This is a genomic window from Plantactinospora sonchi (assembly GCF_036422035.1).
Taxonomy (GTDB): Bacteria; Actinomycetota; Actinomycetes; order Mycobacteriales; family Micromonosporaceae; genus Plantactinospora; species Plantactinospora sonchi.
The window spans coordinates 1-18,991 of the sequence record NZ_JAZGQK010000044.1 but is presented as its reverse complement, the minus strand read 5'-3'; the positions used below and the strand labels follow the sequence as shown (position 1 = coordinate 18,991).

10 protein-coding genes are annotated in these 18,991 nt (G+C 71.6%); 5 read left to right on the top strand and 5 right to left on the bottom strand.

All coding sequences use genetic code 11. The features are described 5' to 3' along the window. Window positions 1-8 precede the first annotated feature (8 nt). The 5 genes from V1633_RS35770 to V1633_RS35750 all read right to left on the bottom strand — a co-directional run bounded on the left by V1633_RS35770 (window position 9) and on the right by V1633_RS35750 (window position 14,165). Window positions 9-1,592 (bottom strand): sugar transferase, encoded by a 1,584-nt coding sequence (locus V1633_RS35770; RefSeq protein ID WP_331218616.1) that lies wholly within the window; start codon window positions 1,590-1,592, stop codon window positions 9-11. A gap of 293 nt (window positions 1,593-1,885) precedes the next feature. Next, window positions 1,886-2,971: an LCP family protein gene (locus tag V1633_RS35765; protein WP_331218615.1), complete on the bottom strand. Its 1,086-nt coding sequence runs from the start codon at window positions 2,969-2,971 to the stop codon at window positions 1,886-1,888. 111 nt (window positions 2,972-3,082) lie between these two features. Then, window positions 3,083-3,745: a response regulator transcription factor gene (locus V1633_RS35760; RefSeq protein ID WP_331218614.1), complete on the bottom strand. Its 663-nt coding sequence runs from the start codon at window positions 3,743-3,745 to the stop codon at window positions 3,083-3,085. Further along, window positions 3,723-5,195: a HAMP domain-containing sensor histidine kinase gene (locus V1633_RS35755; RefSeq protein ID WP_331218613.1), complete on the bottom strand. Its 1,473-nt coding sequence runs from the start codon at window positions 5,193-5,195 to the stop codon at window positions 3,723-3,725. The genes V1633_RS35760 and V1633_RS35755 overlap by 23 nt, the downstream gene beginning before the upstream one ends. A 360-nt stretch (window positions 5,196-5,555) precedes the next feature. Next, window positions 5,556-14,165, bottom strand: a complete 8,610-nt coding sequence (locus tag V1633_RS35750; RefSeq protein ID WP_331218612.1) for a right-handed parallel beta-helix repeat-containing protein — start codon at window positions 14,163-14,165, stop codon at window positions 5,556-5,558. Window positions 14,166-14,361: 196 nt separating this feature from the next. Between V1633_RS35750 and V1633_RS35745 the strand changes: the two genes are divergently transcribed. From V1633_RS35745 to V1633_RS35725, 5 genes are all read left to right on the top strand, one after another. Further along, window positions 14,362-14,892 carry a hypothetical protein gene (locus tag V1633_RS35745; protein ID WP_331218611.1) on the top strand — a complete coding sequence of 177 codons (531 nt, stop codon included), beginning with the start codon at window positions 14,362-14,364 and terminating at the stop codon, window positions 14,890-14,892. Further along, window positions 14,819-16,345 (top strand): sensor histidine kinase, encoded by a 1,527-nt coding sequence (locus V1633_RS35740; protein WP_331218610.1) that lies wholly within the window; start codon window positions 14,819-14,821, stop codon window positions 16,343-16,345. Before V1633_RS35745 ends, V1633_RS35740 begins: the two co-directional genes overlap by 74 nt. Further along, the gene (locus tag V1633_RS35735; protein WP_331218609.1) at window positions 16,342-17,001 is read left to right on the top strand and encodes a response regulator transcription factor; all 660 of its coding nucleotides are present in this window, start codon (window positions 16,342-16,344) and stop codon (window positions 16,999-17,001) included. Before V1633_RS35740 ends, V1633_RS35735 begins: the two co-directional genes overlap by 4 nt. Before the next feature lie 73 nt (window positions 17,002-17,074). Beyond that, window positions 17,075-18,307 (top strand): phosphotransferase, encoded by a 1,233-nt coding sequence (locus tag V1633_RS35730; RefSeq protein ID WP_331218608.1) that lies wholly within the window; start codon window positions 17,075-17,077, stop codon window positions 18,305-18,307. 81 nt (window positions 18,308-18,388) lie between these two features. Beyond that, a complete protein-coding gene (locus tag V1633_RS35725; RefSeq protein ID WP_331218607.1) occupies window positions 18,389-18,895 on the top strand; it encodes a hypothetical protein in 507 nt (168 codons plus the stop codon). Window positions 18,896-18,991: the final 96 nt, after the last annotated feature.

The following is an 18,991-nucleotide window of genomic DNA, read 5'->3' as shown; positions in this document are numbered from 1 at the left end:
GGAAACCGTCACCGGCCCCGACCGCCCAGCACCTCCGCGACGGTACGCAGCAGCACCTTGACGTCCAGCCAGAGCGACCAGTTCTCGATGTAGTAGTTGTCGAACCGCGCCCGGTCGGAAATCGGGGTGTCGCCGCGCAGGCCGCTCACCTGGGCCAACCCGGTCAGCCCGACCGGCACCCGGTGTCGCATCGCGTAGTCGGGGTGCTCCGCGCTGAACTTCGCCACGAAGTACGGACGTTCGGGGCGGGGGCCGACCACCGTCATGTCACCCCGCAGGATGTTCCAGAGCTGCGGCAACTCGTCCAGCGAGGTACGACGCATGAAGCGGCCGATCGGGCCGACCCGGCGGTCCTCCGCGATGGACCAGGTCGTCGCCGCCTCCTCGTCGTCCCGGGGCCGCATGGTGCGGAACTTGATGACGTGGAAGGGCCGGCCGTACTGGCCGATCCGCACCTGCCGGAACAGGATGCCCCGACCGCCCTCCAGAAAGGTCAGCAGGGCGCAGACGAGTACGACCGGACTGAGCACGATGAGCGCGACCGAGGCCAGGACGACGTCGGAGGTCCGCTTGAGCAGCCAGCGGGGACCGGACAGGGTGGTGTGCCGGACCCGGACGACCGGGATCGCCCCGATGTGGTCGGGCAGTCCGCCCGGGGAGTGTGAACCCCACAGCCGCTGTACGGCCCAGAGGTCGCAGCGGGCGCTGGCGGGTCGACGCAGCAGCTCCATCAGCACGGACTCGGCACAGTCGGGCTCGGCGATGATCAGCACGTCCGTCTCGGTGGTCACGATACGTTCCTCGAGGTCGTCGAGGGTGCCGATGAGTGGGATGGCGCCGGGTCCCGACCGGGGGGTGGCGTCGACACAGCCGACGAACCGCAGGCCGTACCGGGGATTACGGCGCAGCAGCCGGGCCAGCTCGACCGCGACCGGGCCGCCGCCGATGATGATGGCGTTGTGCTCCACCCAGCGGCGACGGCGGGCCGTGACGACCAGGGCACGGGTGACCGCGCGGCCCACGATGACCAGGCCGGCGGAGAGCGCCACCCCGCGCATGAAGCCGGCCATGTACTCGACCGAGTTGTGTCGCAGCGCGGCGATGATGGCCACGATGGCGGCCGAGGCGAGCAGCCGCCCGAAGAGGTTCGGCAGCTCGTCGAGGATGCTCATGTGCCGGCGGCCACGGTAGAGCCCGCCGGTGGCGAAGATGGTGACGGTGAACGCGGCGGTGAACAGGGTGCCCCGCCAGTACCGGTCGGAGAGCGCGAGCGGTGCCAGCAGGGCGACAAGGTCGACCGGAGCGGTCAACATCCAGGCGCGCAGCCGCCGGGTCCGGGTGGAGGCGGCGGAACCGGCGTACGGCAGCACCGCCGTGGTGTCGAGACCCGGACGGGGTGGTGCCGCGACGAGGCCCTCCCCATCCCGCCGGGGGCGCGGAATCTCCGGTGGTGGGGCGTGATCCGCCGCTGTCCCCCGGCGACTGTCCGGTTCGGCTGGTTTACCGGAATCCACGACCGCCGCCACCGGTTCGGAGTCGGCGACCGGCGATTCCGCCGCCGTGCCATGCTGCGTCGTCGCCCTGCTCGACATTGCAAGGACCTCCCCCATGGCATCGGCACGGCCTGTGGCGCGGCGAGTGACCGTCAGCAGGATACGACCACGCGAGCCGCGCCGTCAGAGCCGTACTCCACAGTCCTCCGTCACCACGCACGACGGCGGGACCGGTGTGCGCTCCGTCATCCGCCGCACGACCGAACGTCGACGGATGTACGGGTCGAGGCTAACCAGCGTCCGCCACCACGTCAGGTGACGACTGCCGGTCGACCGCTGGCGGCCGACGTACTGCCGGTCGGTGGGCGGTCGACCGGGTGACCACCACGCGGTTACTTGCCGGCGCGCAGAATTTCCGGCACCGCGTCGCGGCGGACGGCGTCGTAGAACTTGTCGGCCTTGTCGGAATCCGCGAACACCACACTCTCGGTGCCGACCCGACCGGTGCCCCGGGACGGACTGGTGACGAAGGTGAGGTTGCCGCTGCGCAGGTGGCGGAGTTCCATCCCGAGGTCGAGCAACGAGAGGGTCTTGTCGACCGAGACGGAGTCCGCGGACGCCTTGACGAAGGCGTTGAGCTTGGCGGGGTTGGCCAGGGTGCCACCGGAGACGGCCTTGTCCAGGATGGCCCGGATCACCTGCTGCTGGTGGCGGATCCGCGCGAAGTCGCCGTCCGCGAAGGCGTACCGCTCCCGTGCGTAGTCGAGCGCCTCCGCACCGTCCATCACCTGCTTGCCCTGCGGAAACTCGCGACGCCCGCCCGGCAGCAGGGAGTGGGTCGAGGTGAAGCCCTTCTCCACGTTGATTTCCACGCCGCCGAGCGCGTCGACGATCTCCTTGAACCCGGCGAAGTCGACGAGCGCCACGTGGTCGATGCGGACCTTGGTGAACTTCTCCACCGTCTGCACCATCATCGGGATGCCGCCCCAGGCGTACGCGGCGTTGATCTTGGCGTCCCGGCCGCCCCGTTGACCGTCCTTGCTCTTCGGCACGTTGACCCAGGTGTCCCGGGGGATCGAGATGAGCTGGGCACTCGACCGGTCCTTCGGCAGGTGGGCGAGGATGATGGTGTCACTGCGGGAGCCGCCGGTGTTCGACGGATCACGGGTGTCACTGCCCAGGATCAGGATGTTCTTGGCGCCCTGTGCCACCTTGACCGGCCGTGACTCCTCGGGCACCTGCTCGAACGCCTCGACACGTTCGATGCCCTTCTCCACCGACCGGACGTAGAGCCCGGCCGCGACCGCGCCGCCACCCCCCAGCAGGGCCAGCACCAGCAGCGTGATGAGAACGATCCGCCGGGTCCGGCGACGCCGTGGCTTCGGCTCGGCGGCCGGTTCGGCGGTGGACTCGGAGGCGGCGCCGAGCTCGGTGTCTTCCGGTGAACCGGACTTCTCGACTTGCGTGTGCCCTGGCATGGCTCGATGCTACTGAGGACGGCAACTCCTCAGCTGTCCCGTACCCGGCAGACGAGCCGCTGCGCGCCGGTGTGCCCCGGACATCCCGGGCCGGCGCCGTGACCGGCCCGGTCAGGAGTTGCGCAGCCGGTAACCGAAGCCCCGCAACGTCTCGATGACGTCGCCACCGAGCTTCTTCCGCAGCGTGCTGACGTATACGTTGACCAGGTTGGTGCCCGGGTCGAAGTCGTAACCCCAGGCGTGGGAGAGCAGCTGCTCCCGGCTGAGTACCCGACCCGCGTGCCGGATCAGCGTCTCCAGCAGCAGGAACTCCCGGCCGGTGAGGGTGACGTCGCGGCCGTGCACGGTGACCCGCCGCGACCAGAGGTCGAGCCGGACCGGGCCGGCGACCAGGGTCCGTGGCTCGTCCGAACCGACGTCACGGATCCTGGCCCGTACCCGGGCCAGCAACTCCTCGAACCGGAACGGTTTGGGCATGTAGTCGTCGGCCCCGGCGTCCAGGCACGCCACCACGTCGTGCGCCCGGGCCCGGCCGGTGAGCACCAGCACCGGCAGCCGCGAACCCCGGGCCCGCAGTGTCCGCAGCACCTCGAAACCGCTGCGGCCGGGCAGTCCGATGTCGAGGATGAGCAGGTTGAAGTCGTCGGCCAGGGCGAACTCCTCGGCCTGGCCGGCCTCGGTGACGTGCACCGTCGACCAACCGTTCGCGCGTAGCCCCTTGTCGAGGAAGGCGGCGGTCCGCACGTCGTCCTCAGCGATCAGGATCCGCGCCACGGTGCGCCTCCCCTTCCGGTCGTGGAATCACCAGGGTGAACCGGGCGCCGGATCCGGGCCGGCTGAGCAGTTCGACCCGCCCGCCGTGTGCCTCAGCGACCGCCCGTACGATGGCCAGCCCGAGACCGGATCCGGGATAGCGCAGGTACGCGCCGGTGCCCCGGCGGAACCGGTCGAAGATGTACGGCTGGTCGCCGAGCGCCACCCCACACCCGCTGTCCCGGACCCACAGCTCGACCCGGTCCGGCCGGACCGCCGCGCCGATCGCGACGGTGTCCGCCTCGCTGGTGTGCCGCACCGCGTTGTCGGCCAGGTTGACCACCGCCTCGGTGAGCCGGTGCCGGTCGGCCACCAGGACACCCTCGGGCAGCGCGTCCACGTGCCACTGCCGGCGGGCTAGCGCGCTCACCTTGACCGCCAGGTCGGCGACGAAGGTTTCCAGGTCGATCCGCTCCGGCTGGAGGAACTGCGGATGCGGCACGTCGGCGAGCAGGTGCAGGTCGCCGACGATCCGGCCCATCCGGTCGAGTTCGTCACTGATCAACGCGATCGTCGTACCGGCCTCGTCGTCGGTGAGCCGCTGCCGCAGCAGGCCGAGGTTGCCGAGCGAGATGGTGACCGGCCCGCGCAGCTCGTGGCTGGCGTCGAGCAGGAACTCCCGTTCCCGCCGGAACACCGCCTCCAACCGGTCGAGCATGGCGTTGAAGGTGCGGGCCATCTCCGCCGCCTCGTGCTGGCGGGCGATCGGGATCCGTCGGGTGAGGTCGGACTGCGAGATCAGCCGGGCGGTCTCGGTGAGCTGCCGGACCGGACCGAGGATCCGGCCGGTGAGCAGCCAGGCGCAGCCGGAGGCGAGCAGCGCCACCCCGAGCAGCGCGCTGGCGGCGTACGTCTGCAGGTCGGCGATCTCCCGACGTTGGGTCACCGGCAGCACCGTCACCACGAACGCACCGGTGCTGGCCCCGACCCGGACCGGCAGGATGCCGTAGTAGGCCTCGCCCCGACTGGTGTCGAACCGGCCCAGCGGCGGACTGCCGTCGGTGACCGCGTACGGGCGGGCAGAGGTGGCGAAGACCCGCAGGGTGGGGTCGGGCAGCCGGTCGATCGGGAACCGGCTCAGCGCCGCGTGGTGGAGCTGACCGTCGACGAAGGCGAGCAGCGCCTCCTCGTGGCTCGGTACGTTGCGCCGGAAGTAGACGTCGAAGACGTCCGGCACGGAGCTGAAGGCGGTGCCGGTACGGGGATCGCGGCCGTCGGCGATCAGTCGGTCGATCTCGAGAAACTCCTGTTGCACCGCCTCCGCCACCTGGCTCTCGAGGCGGATCAGCAGCACCTCGTGGATGGCGACCGCGCAGAGCCCGCCGGAGAGGACGATCAGCGCGATGTACGACAGCAGGATCCGGGTGTGGATGCTCCTGGTGGCGCGGGACCAGCCCGGGCGACCCAGCATCCGACCGTCTCCTTCGTGAGGTCACCACCAGCGCGGTGAACGCGCGCTGTCACTTCGTGTCGGTGTCCTCACGCATCGTACGTCCGATGTAGAACCGTCGGGATTCATCGAATGGCCTGAGCGGACCCGTCCGCTCACCCGTGCCGAATGGCCGTTCCGACTAGCCTCTCTCATGCGCTGTCCGACTGTGATTCATCAATTGTTAAGCACATGTTCATCACCAGGTCCAGGGGCTGGTCACCCCGCCGCCGTACCCGACGAACCGCCCCCTCGACACTGTCGAGGGGGCGGTTCCGGTGACGCCGGCCGCAGGCCCGCGCCGTGGCGACGGTGGCCCGGCACCCGGCCGGCGTCAACGGCTCAGCCGAAGGTGACCACCAGTCTCGGTGGGTTGTCACTCCCCTTCTCCCGGCTGTTGAACGCCTGCTCGACGCCGTTGCCGTTCTCCACCGAGTCGCGGATCAGGAAACCGAAGTTGCCGTTCGCGTACATACCGCCGACCTGACCGGTCACCGTCCATTCCCGGTACCCCGCACCGGACGCGGTGGTGGCCGCGGTACCCGTGGCCGCCGGCTGGTTGTTCCACCGGACGTTCGCCTCCGACCAGGCCGCCGCGACCGGTACCGCCTGCAGCGTCCGGCCGGTCTTGTACGACCCGGCGTGGAGCCGCAGTCGGGCGCTGGTCACCTGGCAGCCGGACGGGATCGCCGGCAGGTTGAACCGGACCAGCACCCGGGCGTTGTTTCCCGACTTGCTGTCCACCTTGATCGTCGAGTCCTGCCCGTAGTTGCTCGAGGACGACGACTGCAGCACCCAGCTGTCGGCGTTCGCGCCCAGCGTCACCGACCCCGGCGCGGCACAGCTCGGCGGTGCGGACACCGTCCAGCTCCAGCCGGCCGGGGTGGCGTCGACGTTGCCGGCCGCGTCGACCGCCCGGACCCGGAACTCGTGCCCGCCGACCGCCAGTCCGGCGAGGTTGACCGGTGCGACACACCCGGTGAACGGCGCACCGTCCAGCGAGCACTCGAAGGTCACGTCCGGTTCGTCCGCGCTGAAGGTGAACGAGGCGGTCGGACTGGTCGTCGTCGACGGCGGGGTGCTGTCCAGCGACGTCTGCGGTGCCGTGGTGTCCGGCGGCGGCTGCACCGTCCATTCGAAGACCGCCGGGGTGGCGTCCGGTGCCCCGGCGCCGTTCGTCGCCCGTACCGCGAAGGTGTGGTCACCGACCGCGAGGTCGGCGTACTCCTTCGGGGAGGTGCAGGGGGCGAACGCCGCCCCGTCCAACGCGCACTCGAAGGTCGAGCCGGGCTGGCTGGCGCCGAAGCTGAAGGTGGCGGTGGTGGCCACCGTGCTGATCTCCGGCGCCGCCGCGATGGTGGTCTGCGGCGCCACCGGCTCCCCGGCCACCGTCCACGAGTAGCTGGCCGGGGTCGGGTCGACGTTGTCTTCCTGGTCGACGGCCCGGACCTCGAAGACGTGCGGGCCCGGCTCCAACTCCGCGGGCAGCTCCAGGTTCGGATAGCCGTACGGGCTGGTGCACTCGACGAAGTCGGCCTCGTTCTGGCTGTCGAGGCGGCACTCGAAGAGCAGACCCGCCGGGGCGGTGACGTTGTCGGTGCCGGTGAAGGTGAAACTCACCGTACCGGTCGGGCTCGGGTTCGCCGGCCCCGAGGCGACCACCGTCTCCGGTGCCACGGTGTCCGGGCCGAGGACCACGGCCCACTCGTGCTCGGCCATCTCCTCCTCGCCGGAGGTCATCCCGTCCAGGTCGACGGCACGCACCCGGAAGTGGTGGTCACCGACGGCCAGGTCGGGGTAGACCGCCGGCGAGAGACACGGGGTGAACGCGGCCAGGTCGAGCGAGCACTCGAACCGGGCCACCGGCTCGTTCGCGGTGAAGGCGAACGTCGCGGTCGTACCGGTGTCCTCCAGGTCCGGCGCGGCGACCAGGGTCACCACCGGCGGGCCGGTGACTGTCCAGGTCCGGGTGGCCGGAGTCGGTTCCACGTTGCCCTCCGCGTCCCGGGCCCGCACCCGGAACTCGTGCGTGCCGGGCAGCAGGTCCTCGTAGAGCACCGGCGAGACGCAGTCGGCGAACGCCGCTCCGTCCACCGCGCACTCGAACGTCGCGTCCTCGTTGGCGAAGAAGGTGAACAACGCGGTCCGGGCCGCCGTCCCGGCCGGCGGGCCGGCACTGATCGTCGTCACCGGGGGCACGCCCGGTGGCGACAGTGCCACCACCCAGGTGTACGTTGCCGGCGTCGGGTCGACCTTGTCGGCCAGGTCGACCGCCCGTACCTCGAAGGTGTGCGTCCCCGCGGCCAGGTTGCCGTACGTCTGCGGGTTCTCGCACTGTTCCCAGGCCGTCTCGCTGGTGCTGTCGAGGCGGCACTCGAAACCCAGGTCGTAGAGCGAGGTGTTGTCGTCGATACCGGTGAAGGTGAAGCTCGCCGTCGTGCTGTTGCTCGGGTTCGGCGGCTCGTCCACGATCAGCGTGTCCGGCGGCAGCGCCTCCGGTGGCACCGGTGCGGACCCGTCGCAGACCACCTGGTGGCACTGGGCCGGCTCGCTGTTGCCGGTGGCCCGGTTCCCGCCGCCGTCGACGTTGCCGGTCTCGGCGTAGATGCCCCAGCCGTCGTTGTTGTCGGCGACGTTCGCCGAGATCCGGTGCCCGGGCTTGCCGACGTGGATGCCGCCACTGTTGTTGTTGCCGGCGGTGTTCCGGTCGATCACGTTGCCCGGGTCGGTGCTCTCCGGAAGCACCTCGGCCTCCACCGAGATGCCCGTCGACGAGGTGCCGTCTGCGGTGTTCAGCACCACCACGTTGTTCAGCGAGCCGTCGCCGAGCGAGATGCCGTCGGACGAGGAGTCGCTGACGTCGTTGGACTCAATCCGGTTGCCCGACGAGGCGTACAGCTCGATGCCGCTGCTGTTGAACCGCGCGTCGTTGCCGCGCAGCACGTTCGTCCGGGCGTTCTCCAGGCTGATCCCGGTGTCGCTGTTGCCGGTGGCGACGTTGGCGATCAGGTCGTTGCCGCTCGCGTCGACGACCACGATCCCGGCTTCGCTCTCGGTCAGCTCGTTGCCCTCGACCCGGTTGTTGTTCGCCGCCGCCTCCAGAACCAGCGCCGGGTCGGAGCTGTCCAGCACGGTGTTGCCGAGCAGGCTGTTCTCGGCCGACCCGTCCAACCGGACGCCGATCCCGCTGGATCCGCTGACCCGGTTGGCCTCGACCCGGTTGCCGCTGGAGCCGACGAGGTGGAGGCCCTCACCGGCGCTGCGGCTGATCGTGTTGTCCCGCAGCACACTGCCCTGACTGCCGGCGGTGAGCAGGATGCCGGCGCCGTTGGTGTCCAGGGTGTTGCCCCGGATCAGGTTGCCGGCGCTGCCGTTGTCGGCGTCGGTGAGCTGGATGCCCGCCGTCAGGTGTCCGCTCAGTGACAGGTTGTCGAGGATGTTGCCGGACGTACCGGTGTTCAACTGCACGCCGTACCCGAATCCGACCACCGCCCCGTTCGTGACGGTGACCTGGTCGTGTCCGTTGTTGCGGATGCCCACCCCCGACCCGCCGGTGCCGTCCAGGACGAAACCGTTCAGGTCGATGGTGATTCCGGCCGCGCCGACTACCAGGCCGTTGGCGCAGTTGGTCAGGCCGTTGGTCAGCACGATGCTCCGGGTGACGGTCTGTCCGCAGGCCACCTGGGTCGGTACCGGCGCCGCCCCGATGGTCCAGGCGTGGGCCGCCGGGGTCGGGTCGGTGTTGCCGGCCGGGTCGGTCGCCCGGACCCGGAACTCGTGGCTGGTGGCCCAGAGCCCGACGTAGGTGCGCGGTGAGACGCACGGGGCGAAGGCCGAGCCGTCCAGCGAGCACTCGAAGGTCGAGCCGGCCTCGCTGGCCGAGAAGGCGAAGCTGGCGTCCGTGTGCACCGTGCTGGCGTCCGGGGCGGTGTCGACGGTGGTGTCCGGCGGCGTGGTGTCCGCCGGCGCCGGGGCGACGCTCCAGGTGTACGTGGCCGGCGTCGGGTCGGCGTTGTCCGCGAGGTCCACCGCCCGGACCTCGAAGGTGTGGTTGCCCAACGACAGCCCGGCGTACGACTTCGGGCTCAGGCAGGGCCCGTAGTCACCGCCGTCGAGCCGGCACTCGTAGCGCAGGTTCGGTCCGGGGGTGTTGTTGTCGCTGCCCCGGAAGCCGAAGGTGGCGACCGGGCTGGTGGCGGCCAGGTCCGGCATCTGGAAGAGGGTCGTGTTCGGCGGTGCCTCGTCCGGTCCGGGCGGTACGGCGGCCACCGTCCAGGTGTGGGTGGCCGGGGTCAGGTCCACGTTGTCGAACGGGTCGACCGCGCGTACCTCGAACCGGTGCACCCCGGCGAAGAGGAAGTGGTACGTCGTCGGGTCGGTGCACTCGACCCAGTTGTCCACGTCCGGCGGCTGCGGCGGTTCACCGGGCTCCGGTTCCGGGGCCGGTGGGTCCGGCGGCGGGTCCAGCCGGCACTGGAAGCGCAGTGCGGTCGGCGGGGCCACGTTGTCGGTGCCGGTGAAGCCGAACCGGATGCTGGCCAGACTGCTGCTCGGATTCGGCGGGGTGGTGGTGATGCTGGTGTCGGGTGCGGTCTGGTCGGGTGCCGGCGGTGCCCCCGGAGTGCCGGCCCCGCAGACCACGCCCCGGCACTGCTCGGGTTCGCCGTTGCCGCCGGCGACGTTGCCCCCGCCGTCGGTGGTGCCCTCGGCGGCGTCGATGCCGAACGCGGCGTTGTGGTGGGCCACGTTGTCGGCCAGCCGGTGCCCGGCCTCGGCGACCGAGATGCCGTCGCCGGCGTTGCCGACCACCTCGTTGCGCTCGATGACGTTCGGGCCGAGCGGGATCCCGTCCGGGTCCACCCCGGCGCCCTCGACCGCGATGCCGCCACCGGCCGAGCCGGTCACGACGTTGTCCAGGATCAGGTTGCGCAGCGAGTCGGGCAGCACCGAGATGCCCGCCCCGCCGGAGTGGCTGGCGTCGTTGGACTCGACCAGGTTGTCGCTGGACGCCTCCAGCTCCACGCCGCCCGGGTTGAACCGTACGTCGTTGCCACGCACCGTCGCCCCGGTCGAGCCGCTGAGCCCGATCCCGACGTCCGCGGACAGGTGTGCGACGTTGTCCACGACCACCGCGCCGTCGGAGTCCTGCACCGAGATCCCGGCGTCGCCGACCCGGGTCATGGTGTTGCCCTCGATCCGGTTGCGGTGCGACCCCTCGGTGACCAGGATGCCGCCGTCACCGGTGTCGGCGAGGGTGTTGCCGAGCAGCCGGTTGTCCCGGGCGTCCTCGAGCAGGAAACCACCGTCGCTGTTGATCGTCGGGTCGGTGGTGATCCCGCTGACGGTGTTCTCCTCGACCAGGTGTCCGGTGGCGTCCTGCAGCCAGAGCGCCACGCCCAGGTTGCCGGTGAAGGAGTTGTCCCGGACCACGCTGTGCTCCGAGCCGGCGAGCAACGAGACGCCGACCTCGTTGGCGTCCAGCGTGTTGCCGCTGACCAGGTTGGCGTTGCGCCCGTCGTCGGCGTTGTTCAGCTCGATCCCGGCGGTGGCGTTCTCCCGGATTGTCAGGCCGGTGACCTGGTTGAACCGGGTGCCGGCCATCAGCAGTACCCCGTAGCCGAAGCCCTTGACCGTGCCGCCGTCACCACCGGTGATCCGGACGTTGCCGAAACCGACGTTGCGGATGCCGGCCGGCAGCCCCAGCTCGGGCACCTCGTACGGCGAGCCGGGCTGGCCCGGGAAGTAGCCGGGGCCGTCGACGGTGTGCCCGTCCAGGTCGACCTCGATGTCCGGGGCACCGATCACCAGGCCGTCCAACGGGCAGTCGGTGAGGTCGTTGAGCAGCCGGGTGCTCTGGGTCAACACCTGTCCGCAGCTGACCGTGGTCGGTATCGGGGCCGGCGGGGCCGGTGGCTGCGGAGCGCCCGGACCGTCGAACCGGAGCACCAGTTGCGGCACCTGCGGCGGTTCGGCGACGGTGTTCCGGGAGGCAAAGGTGGACTCGTGGCCCTCGCCCTCCTCGACCAGGTCGCGGATCAGGAAGCCGTGGTTCGGGGTACCGGCGAGCATCGCCGCGACCTGGTCGGTGACGGTCCACTCCCGGAATCCGCCGCCGGAGCCGGTCCGCGCGACGGCGCCGGTGGTCGGCGGCTGGTTGGCCCAGGTCACCTGGGTCTCGGTCCAGGCCGCGGCGATCGGTACCGCCTCCAGGGTCCGGCCCGGGTCGCCGTCGGCGTGCAGCCGCAGGGTCGCCGAGGTCAGTTCGCAGGCAGCCGGCACGTCGGTGGGCAGCGGGAAACGGACCAGCGTACGGGCGTCCATCCCGGGTGCCTGGGAGCGGACGTCCAGCCCCTCGGCGATACCGAAGTTGGTCAGCGTCTCCGCCTCGTCGACGAAGGTGTCCGCGTCGGCGCCGAGGACCAGGTTCGAGGCGTCACAGTCGGTCGGCGAGGAGACCGTCCAGGTGTACGTCGCCGGCGTCGGGTCGACGTTGTCCCCCTCGTCGATGGCACGTACGTGCACGGTGTGGGTGCCGGTGGTCAGGTTGGAGAAGCTCCACGGGCTGGCGCACTCCAGCCAGGCCGCCTCGTCGGTGCTGTCGATCCGGCACTCGTACCCGAGCAGGTTCGTCGGGGTCAGGTCGTCGGTGCCGAGGAAGGAGAAGACCGCGGTCCGACCCACGCTCGGGTTCGGCGGGGTGCTGGCGAAGGTGGTCTCCGGGGGCGTGACGTCCTCGCCGCCGGTGAAGACGTGCACCGCCGGGGTCGGGTCGACGTTGCCGGCCCGGTCGATCGCCCGTACCTCCAGGGTGTTCTGCCCCAGCTCGATGTCGAGCAGCTCGTACGGGTTGGGGCAGCCGAGGAACATGAACTCGGGGTCCGGCGGCTCGGTCGGGTCCTGCGGGTCCATGTCGGCGGGCAGCACCCGGCACTCGAAGAGCAGCTCACCGGCGGGGGTGACGTTGTCGGTGCCGGCGAAGGTGAAGGTGGCCCGCTCGGCGGCGAAGGTGGGACCGGAGGCGACCGAGGTCTCCGGCGCGGTGAGGTCGGCCGCCGGGAACGGGCCCTCGTGTTCGAGGGCGCCGATGTCACAGGTGGTGTTCTTCGGTCGGGTCACGCCGCGCTGGTCGACCGGGGCGCAGGGGGCGACGCCGCCGTCCAGGGCGAAGCTGTCGTCCTGGATCGCGTGGGTCATGCTCGGCCCGCCGTTGTCGGCGATCGCGTCGATCCTCGGGTCGCCGGCGTTGGTCCGGTCCCGGCTGCCCCGGAAGTGGCAGGAGTCGCCGCTGTCCAGGTTGCCACCCTCGGAGCCGATGGCGAAACTGCACTCGGAGCCGGCCAGGTTGCCGGCGACGACGGTGTTGCGGAAGATGACCGAGGTGCTCGGCTCGACCGGGTGGTTGACCGACCCACCCGGCTCGTCGCCGACGCCGCTGCCGTACGGGGCCACGTTGCGGTTGATCGTGACGTTGACGACCCGCAGCCCGGCGTCGGCGTCGGTGTAGAGACCACCGCCGGCGACCTGGGCCACGTTGCCGGAGGAGGTGCTGTTCTCGATCAGCGCCTCGGCGTCGGAGGCGTTGTGGATGCCGCCGCCGTACGTCCGGGCCCGGTTGTCCCAGAAGGTCGACCCGGTGACCTGGAGGCTGCCGTCGGCGACGTTGGCGAACCCGCCGCCGTGTTCGGCGGTGTTCTGGCTGACCGTGCTGTCGACGATGGAGAACGCCCCACTGCCCTGGCTCTCGATGCCGCCGCCGTCGCCGGTCGCGGTGTTGCCGGTGACGGTGAGCCGGAGCAGGGTGACCCGCATGCCGCTGTTCTCCACCCCGCCGCCGCCGGCGTCGGTGTGGTTGTCCCGGACCGTCGCGTCGGCGACCGTGACCGCGCCGCCGGAGTGGATCGCGAGCCCACCGCCCTCGGCGACCGCGTTGTTCTCGGTGAAGGAACTGCCGGTCACCGTGGCCGCCGCGCTGCCGCCGAGGTAGAGGCCGCCGCCACCGCCGTCGCCGGAGGCCGGGTCACCGGCGGTGTTGCCGGTGAAGACGGTGTCCCGGACGGTGGTCGCCCGTTCGGACTCGGCGAGCACCCCACCGCCGTTGCCGGTGGCGGTGTTACCGGAGACGGTGCCCCGGACGACGGTGAGCCTGGTCTTGCCGACGCTGCTCAACCCGCCGCCGTCGGCACCGGCGGTGTTCTGCGTCAACGAGGTGTCGGTCAGGGTCAGCTCGGCCTCGTGTTGCTGGGAGATGCCGCCGCCGTCGCCGCCGGTCGTGTTGCCCCGGATCGTCGAGCCGGTGATCTCGACCCGGCCCTCGCCGTCGATGTCGATCCCGCCGCCGGAGATCCCGGCGTGGCTGTCCAGCACCGAGACGCCCTGGAGGCGCAGCACCCCGGGTGAGAGGTTGGCGACCGCCCCACCGAGTTCCGCGTCGTACCCCTCGCGGAGGGTGAGTCCGGAGACGGTGACGTTGCCGGCGCTCTCGTGGATCTCCAGCAGCCGGTCCAGGCCGCGTCGCTCGGCGGGCGCGCCGGCCGGCGGCTGGCCGCCGTCCAGCACGGTGCTCGCGGCACCGGCCCCGATGATGTTCACCGGTGCGGTGACGTCGAAGTCGCCGGTGTCATCGTCGTTGCCGCCGGACGGCGCCCGGGTGATCTCGTAGGTGCCGGCCGGGACCTGGATCGTGTCGGCGGGCAGTGCGGCGTTCGCCTCCTGGATCGCCGCCCGCAGGGTGCAACTGCCGGCGCTCGTCGCGCAGATCCCGTTGCCGACGTTGGCGTCGACCAGGTCGGCGGTGCTGGTCACGGTGAAGGTCACCGCCCAGGCCGGCTGGACGCCGAGCAGGGTGGCCAGCAGGGACACGGTGCCGACCACGGCGATGGTGATCCGCCGTCGTCGGGTCCTGCGGCCGGCGACCCGCCGGATGGGTCTGTCGGATGTCGCGATGTCTGTCATGCCCGCCCCCACGGTCGGCCCACAGCGAATACCGGCCAGTCTGGGCAAGATCCGTAAGTGCGGGCTCAGCCGAAGGTGAAGCTTTCTTTACGTACGGCCGGTCGGTGGTCGGGCAGCCGGCGGGGACGGGGAGGATGAGAGGCTTCTCATCCGGGACTCATCAACACGTCATGCGGCTCGGGCAGGCTCTGCTGTCATGAGCGCGCAGAAGGTCGCCACCGGCGTCGGACTGGGAGCGCTGGCCGGGTTGCTCGCCGGGATCGGCCTGCCGGCGCTGCTCCCGCACGATCCGGTACCGGCGATCCAGATCATCAGCCCGGTCAACCAGACCACCACCACCGATGAGGACGACGATGGAGTCGACCAGGCCGGCGACGACGGACTCGGCCCAGCCCAGCGCGGAGACGACGATGACGACGCCGGAACCGGCTCGGACGACACCGACGACAGCGACGACGGACCGGGATCCGGCGGAGACGACGGTGGTGACGACGACCGTCCCGGCGGCAACCGCCCACCGTCCGGGGCGGGCAGCTCGGGCGGAGGCGATTCCGACGACGACGCCGGCGGTGACGACTCCGGCAGCGGTGACTCCGCCGACGACGCCGGGGGCGACGACTCCGGCAGCGGTGACTCCGGCGACGACGATGACGATGACGATGACGACGCAGGGGACGACGACGCAGGGGACGACCGGGACTCCGACGACGACGACAACGACGACTGAGCGCCGGGACCGGCGGTGGCGGCCGCCGCTCGGCCTCCGGCTCCGCCTGCTGGGCTGGGCGCTGGCACTGCTCGCCGTGGCCAGCCTCGCCTCGGTCGTGGTGATCCGACAGGTACTGCTGAACCAGCTGGAGAATCGGGTCGCCACCGACATGCGGCAGGAGGTGACCGAGTTCCGGCGGCTCGTCGGCGGCCAGAACCCGACCACCGGTCAGCCGTTCGGCACCGACCTGCGGGCCATCGCCGACACGTACCTGCTGCGCAACGAGCCACAGCCGGGCGAGGTCGTACTGGTCTTCGTGGACGGCGCCTTCCACCGGGCGACCACCGACCCGCCGTACGACGTGACCCGGGACAGTGCCCTGGTACGGAGCTGGACCGAACTGACCGACAGCCGGTACGGCCGGATCGCGGAGAGCCCGGCCGGATCGGCGCGCTGGCTCGCCGTACCGGTCGTCATCGACGGCGCGGTACGCGGCCAGGTGGTGGTGCTCGAGTTCGGCGCCGAGCGACGCGCCGAGATCGACCGCGCGGTACGGCTGATGGCGCTGGCCTGCCTCCTGGTCATCGTGGTCGTCGCGGCCGGTGGCTACCTGGCGATGGGGCGGGCGCTGCGCCCGCTGCGGACGGTGACCGAGACCGCCCGCACCATCGAGGAGACCGACCTGTCCCGGCGGATCGAGGTCACCGGCACCGACGAGGTCGCCGACCTCGCGGACACCTTCAACGGCATGCTCGGCCGGCTGCACCGGGCGTTCGCCGCCCAACAGGCGTTCGTCTCGGACGCCGGACACGAACTACGGACCCCGATCACCATCGTCCGCGGCCACCTGGAGCTGATGGGCGAGGACCCGGAGGAACGGGCGGAGACGGTGGCACTGATCACCGACGAGCTGGACCGGATGAACCGGATGGTCAACGACCTGCTCATGCTCGCCCGGGCCGAGCAGCCCGACTTCCTGCGTCCCGGCACCGTGGAGATCGCCATGATGGTCCACGACGTGTACGCCAAGGCGGTCGCGCTCGGCGACCGGAACTGGCGGCTCGGCGACATCCACGAGATCACCGTCTGGGCCGACCGGCAGCGGCTCACCCAGGCGCTGATGCAGCTCGCCCAGAACGCGGTCCAGTTCACCGACGCCGGCGACACCATCGAACTCTCCGCCCGGGCCGAGATCCCCGGCCAGCCGGGACGGGTGCTGCTGTCGGTCCGGGACACCGGCGTCGGGATCGAGCCGGCGGACCGGGAACGCATCTTCGCCCGGTTCGCCCGGGCCGGCCACGCGCGCCGGCACACCGAGGGGGCCGGGCTGGGCCTCGCCATCGTGGCCGCGATCGCCGAGGCGCACCGGGGCGGCGTCGCCGTCGACAGCGTCCCCGGCGCCGGATCGACCTTCACCCTGGTGCTGCCCCCGAGCGTGGTGCGGCCGACGACGGACGGAGCAGGCCGGTGAACCGGGTACTGATCGCCGAGGACGAACCACGGATCGCGTCGTTCCTCACGAAGGGACTACGTGCGGCCGGCTACGTCGCCACCGTGGTGACCAGCGGAATCGAGGTCGCCGCCGCGGCCCGCAGCGGTGACTACGACGTACTCATCCTGGATCTGGGGTTGCCCGGGCAGGACGGGTTGGCCGCGCTGGCCCAGATCCGGGCCCGGGGCGAACGGTTGCCGGTGATCGTGCTGACCGCCCGCGACGCCGTGCCGGACCGGGTCGCCGGACTGGACCTGGGCGCCGACGACTACATGACCAAGCCGTTCAGCTTCGAGGAGCTGCTCGCCCGGGTCCGGGCCCGGTTGCGCGAGCACGGCCAGGCCACCCCGACCGTGCTGCAGGCCGGGCCGGTCCGGCTCGACCTGGTCCGGCGTACCGCCCTGGTCGACGGCGAACCGGTCGAGCTGACCGGTCGGGAGTTCCTGCTCGCCGAGACGCTGCTCCGACATCCCGGGCAGGTGCTGAGTCGGGAACAGCTGCTGGACCGGGTCTGGGGACTGGCCCACGATCCGGGGTCGAACGTCGTCGACGTCTACATCGGATACCTGCGGCGCAAGCTCGGCAGCGATCTCATCCGGACGATCCGGGGCGTCGGCTACCGGCTCACCGTCTGAGCCGGGGCGGGCCTGAGCGGACTCTCATCGTCGGCTCACCACCGGCTCATCCCCGGCCGGCATCGTCACCGGTATGTCGAGAACCAGTACCGCCGCCATCCGGCGGGAGACCGAACCCGACCGGCACCTCGCCCTGCTCACCGGACCGGTCGCCGGGGACGTGCTGCGTACCGTACTGCACACCGCCGACGCGGAACTGCTCAGCTGGCGGGCCGTGCAGGTCGAGCACCAGCCCGGACGGCGGGCCACCGCCGCGTACCAGGCCAGGGTCCGCTGGCCCGACGGGCGGGTACGCGACGAGCGGCTGGCCGCCTGCACCGGACGCGCTCCGGCCGGCACCCTGGTGCTGGGCAACGGCGTCGACCGGGTGGCCGCCTGGCGCTTCCCGTACGACCCGGCCCTGCCCGCACTGTCCAGCGCGTACGACACCCGGGCGGTCGGCGTGCTGCTGCGGGACCTCGGCCTCGGCACCGGGCCGGTCGAGTTGCGGGTGCGGGCGTACCGGCCCCGCCGTCGGGCGGTGATCGAGGCGGTCGGCACGGCCGGCAGTGTCTTCCTGAAGGTGGTCCGGCCGGAGCAGGTCCACGCGCTGCACGAGCGGCACCGGCTGCTGGTCGGCGCGGGCCTGCCGGCGGCGCCCACCCTCGGCTACACCGCCGACGGGCTGCTCGTGCTGCAGGCGCTGCCCGGCCAGACCCTGCGTCACGCGCTGCGGTCCCGGAGCGTCGTCCCGTCCGGACGCGCGGTGCTCAACCTGCTGGACCGGCTGCCCGCCGAGCTGGCCGAGGGCCGCCCCCGCCGCTCCTGGCTGGACCGGGCGCCACACTACGCAGAGGTGATCGCCGCCGCGCTGCCCGAGGTGGCCGGGCAGGCCACCGGGCTGGCCGCGGCATTGACCGCGGAGGCCGGACGTGGGCCACGCGGCGTCGTGCACGGCGACCTGTACGAGGCACAGCTGCTGGTCTCGGACCACCGGATCACCGGGCTGCTCGATGTCGACACCGCCGGACCCGGTGACCGGCTGGACGACCTGGGCTGCCTGCTCGGGCATCTCTCCGTCCTGGCCCAACTTCACCGGGACCGGGCCGCCGTGATCCAGCGCGCCGGTGCGGCGTACCTGGCCGCGTTCGAACGGGTCGTCGACCCCGCCGCGCTGCGCTACCGGACCGCCGCCGTGGTGCTCTCGCTGGCCACCGGACCGCATCGGGTCCAGGAGCGGAACTGGCCCGCCGGCACCCGGGCCCGGTTGGAGTTGGCGGAACTCTGGCTGTCCAGTGCCCGGCGGCTCCGGGGCGCAACCCGATGAGGGAGGTCTCATCCGCGCGTCAGGACCATCTCATCAGCGGATCCGAAGCTGGTTCCAGAACAACCTGACGAGGAGGACATGATGCGGATCAACCGTACGTGGCGGATCGTCGCCGGCGGGGCCGGCGCCGCGGCCCTGGTGGCCGGGCTCACCGCGGGCGCCGCGGCGGCCAGTGACGGTATCGAGCTACGGGACAGGGTCCAGCCGATCCAGGTGGAGTCCGAGGTCAACCCGGCGCTCGGGGCGGCCGACGACTCGCCGGAGTCGGCCGACAGCACGGGCGAGTCGCCGTTCGACTCGGCGAACTCGGCGGGCGACAGCCCGGGTGACCCGGGCTGGACCGACCCCTCCCCCGAGTCGGCGGACAGCCCGAACAGCTCGGCCGCCGACTCGCCCGCCACGCCGGTCAGCAAGCCGGAGAAGAAGAAGCAGAAGGACGCCCCGGCGAAGCCGAGGGTGAGCGACGACAGCCCGGACGACTCCCCGGCGCCGGTTCGGAAGAAGCCGCGCGGCGGGGACGATTCGGCGAACTCCGGCGGTTCCGCCGACTCCGGCAGTTCGGCGAACTCCAGCGACTCCGCCGACTGAGACGGCTGGGCGAATCCGGCCGGCCCGGCCGGCTGACCGGGACTGTCCCGCCCCGCCCCCTGCGCACCAGGCCGACCGTGGGCCCCCCACACCCCC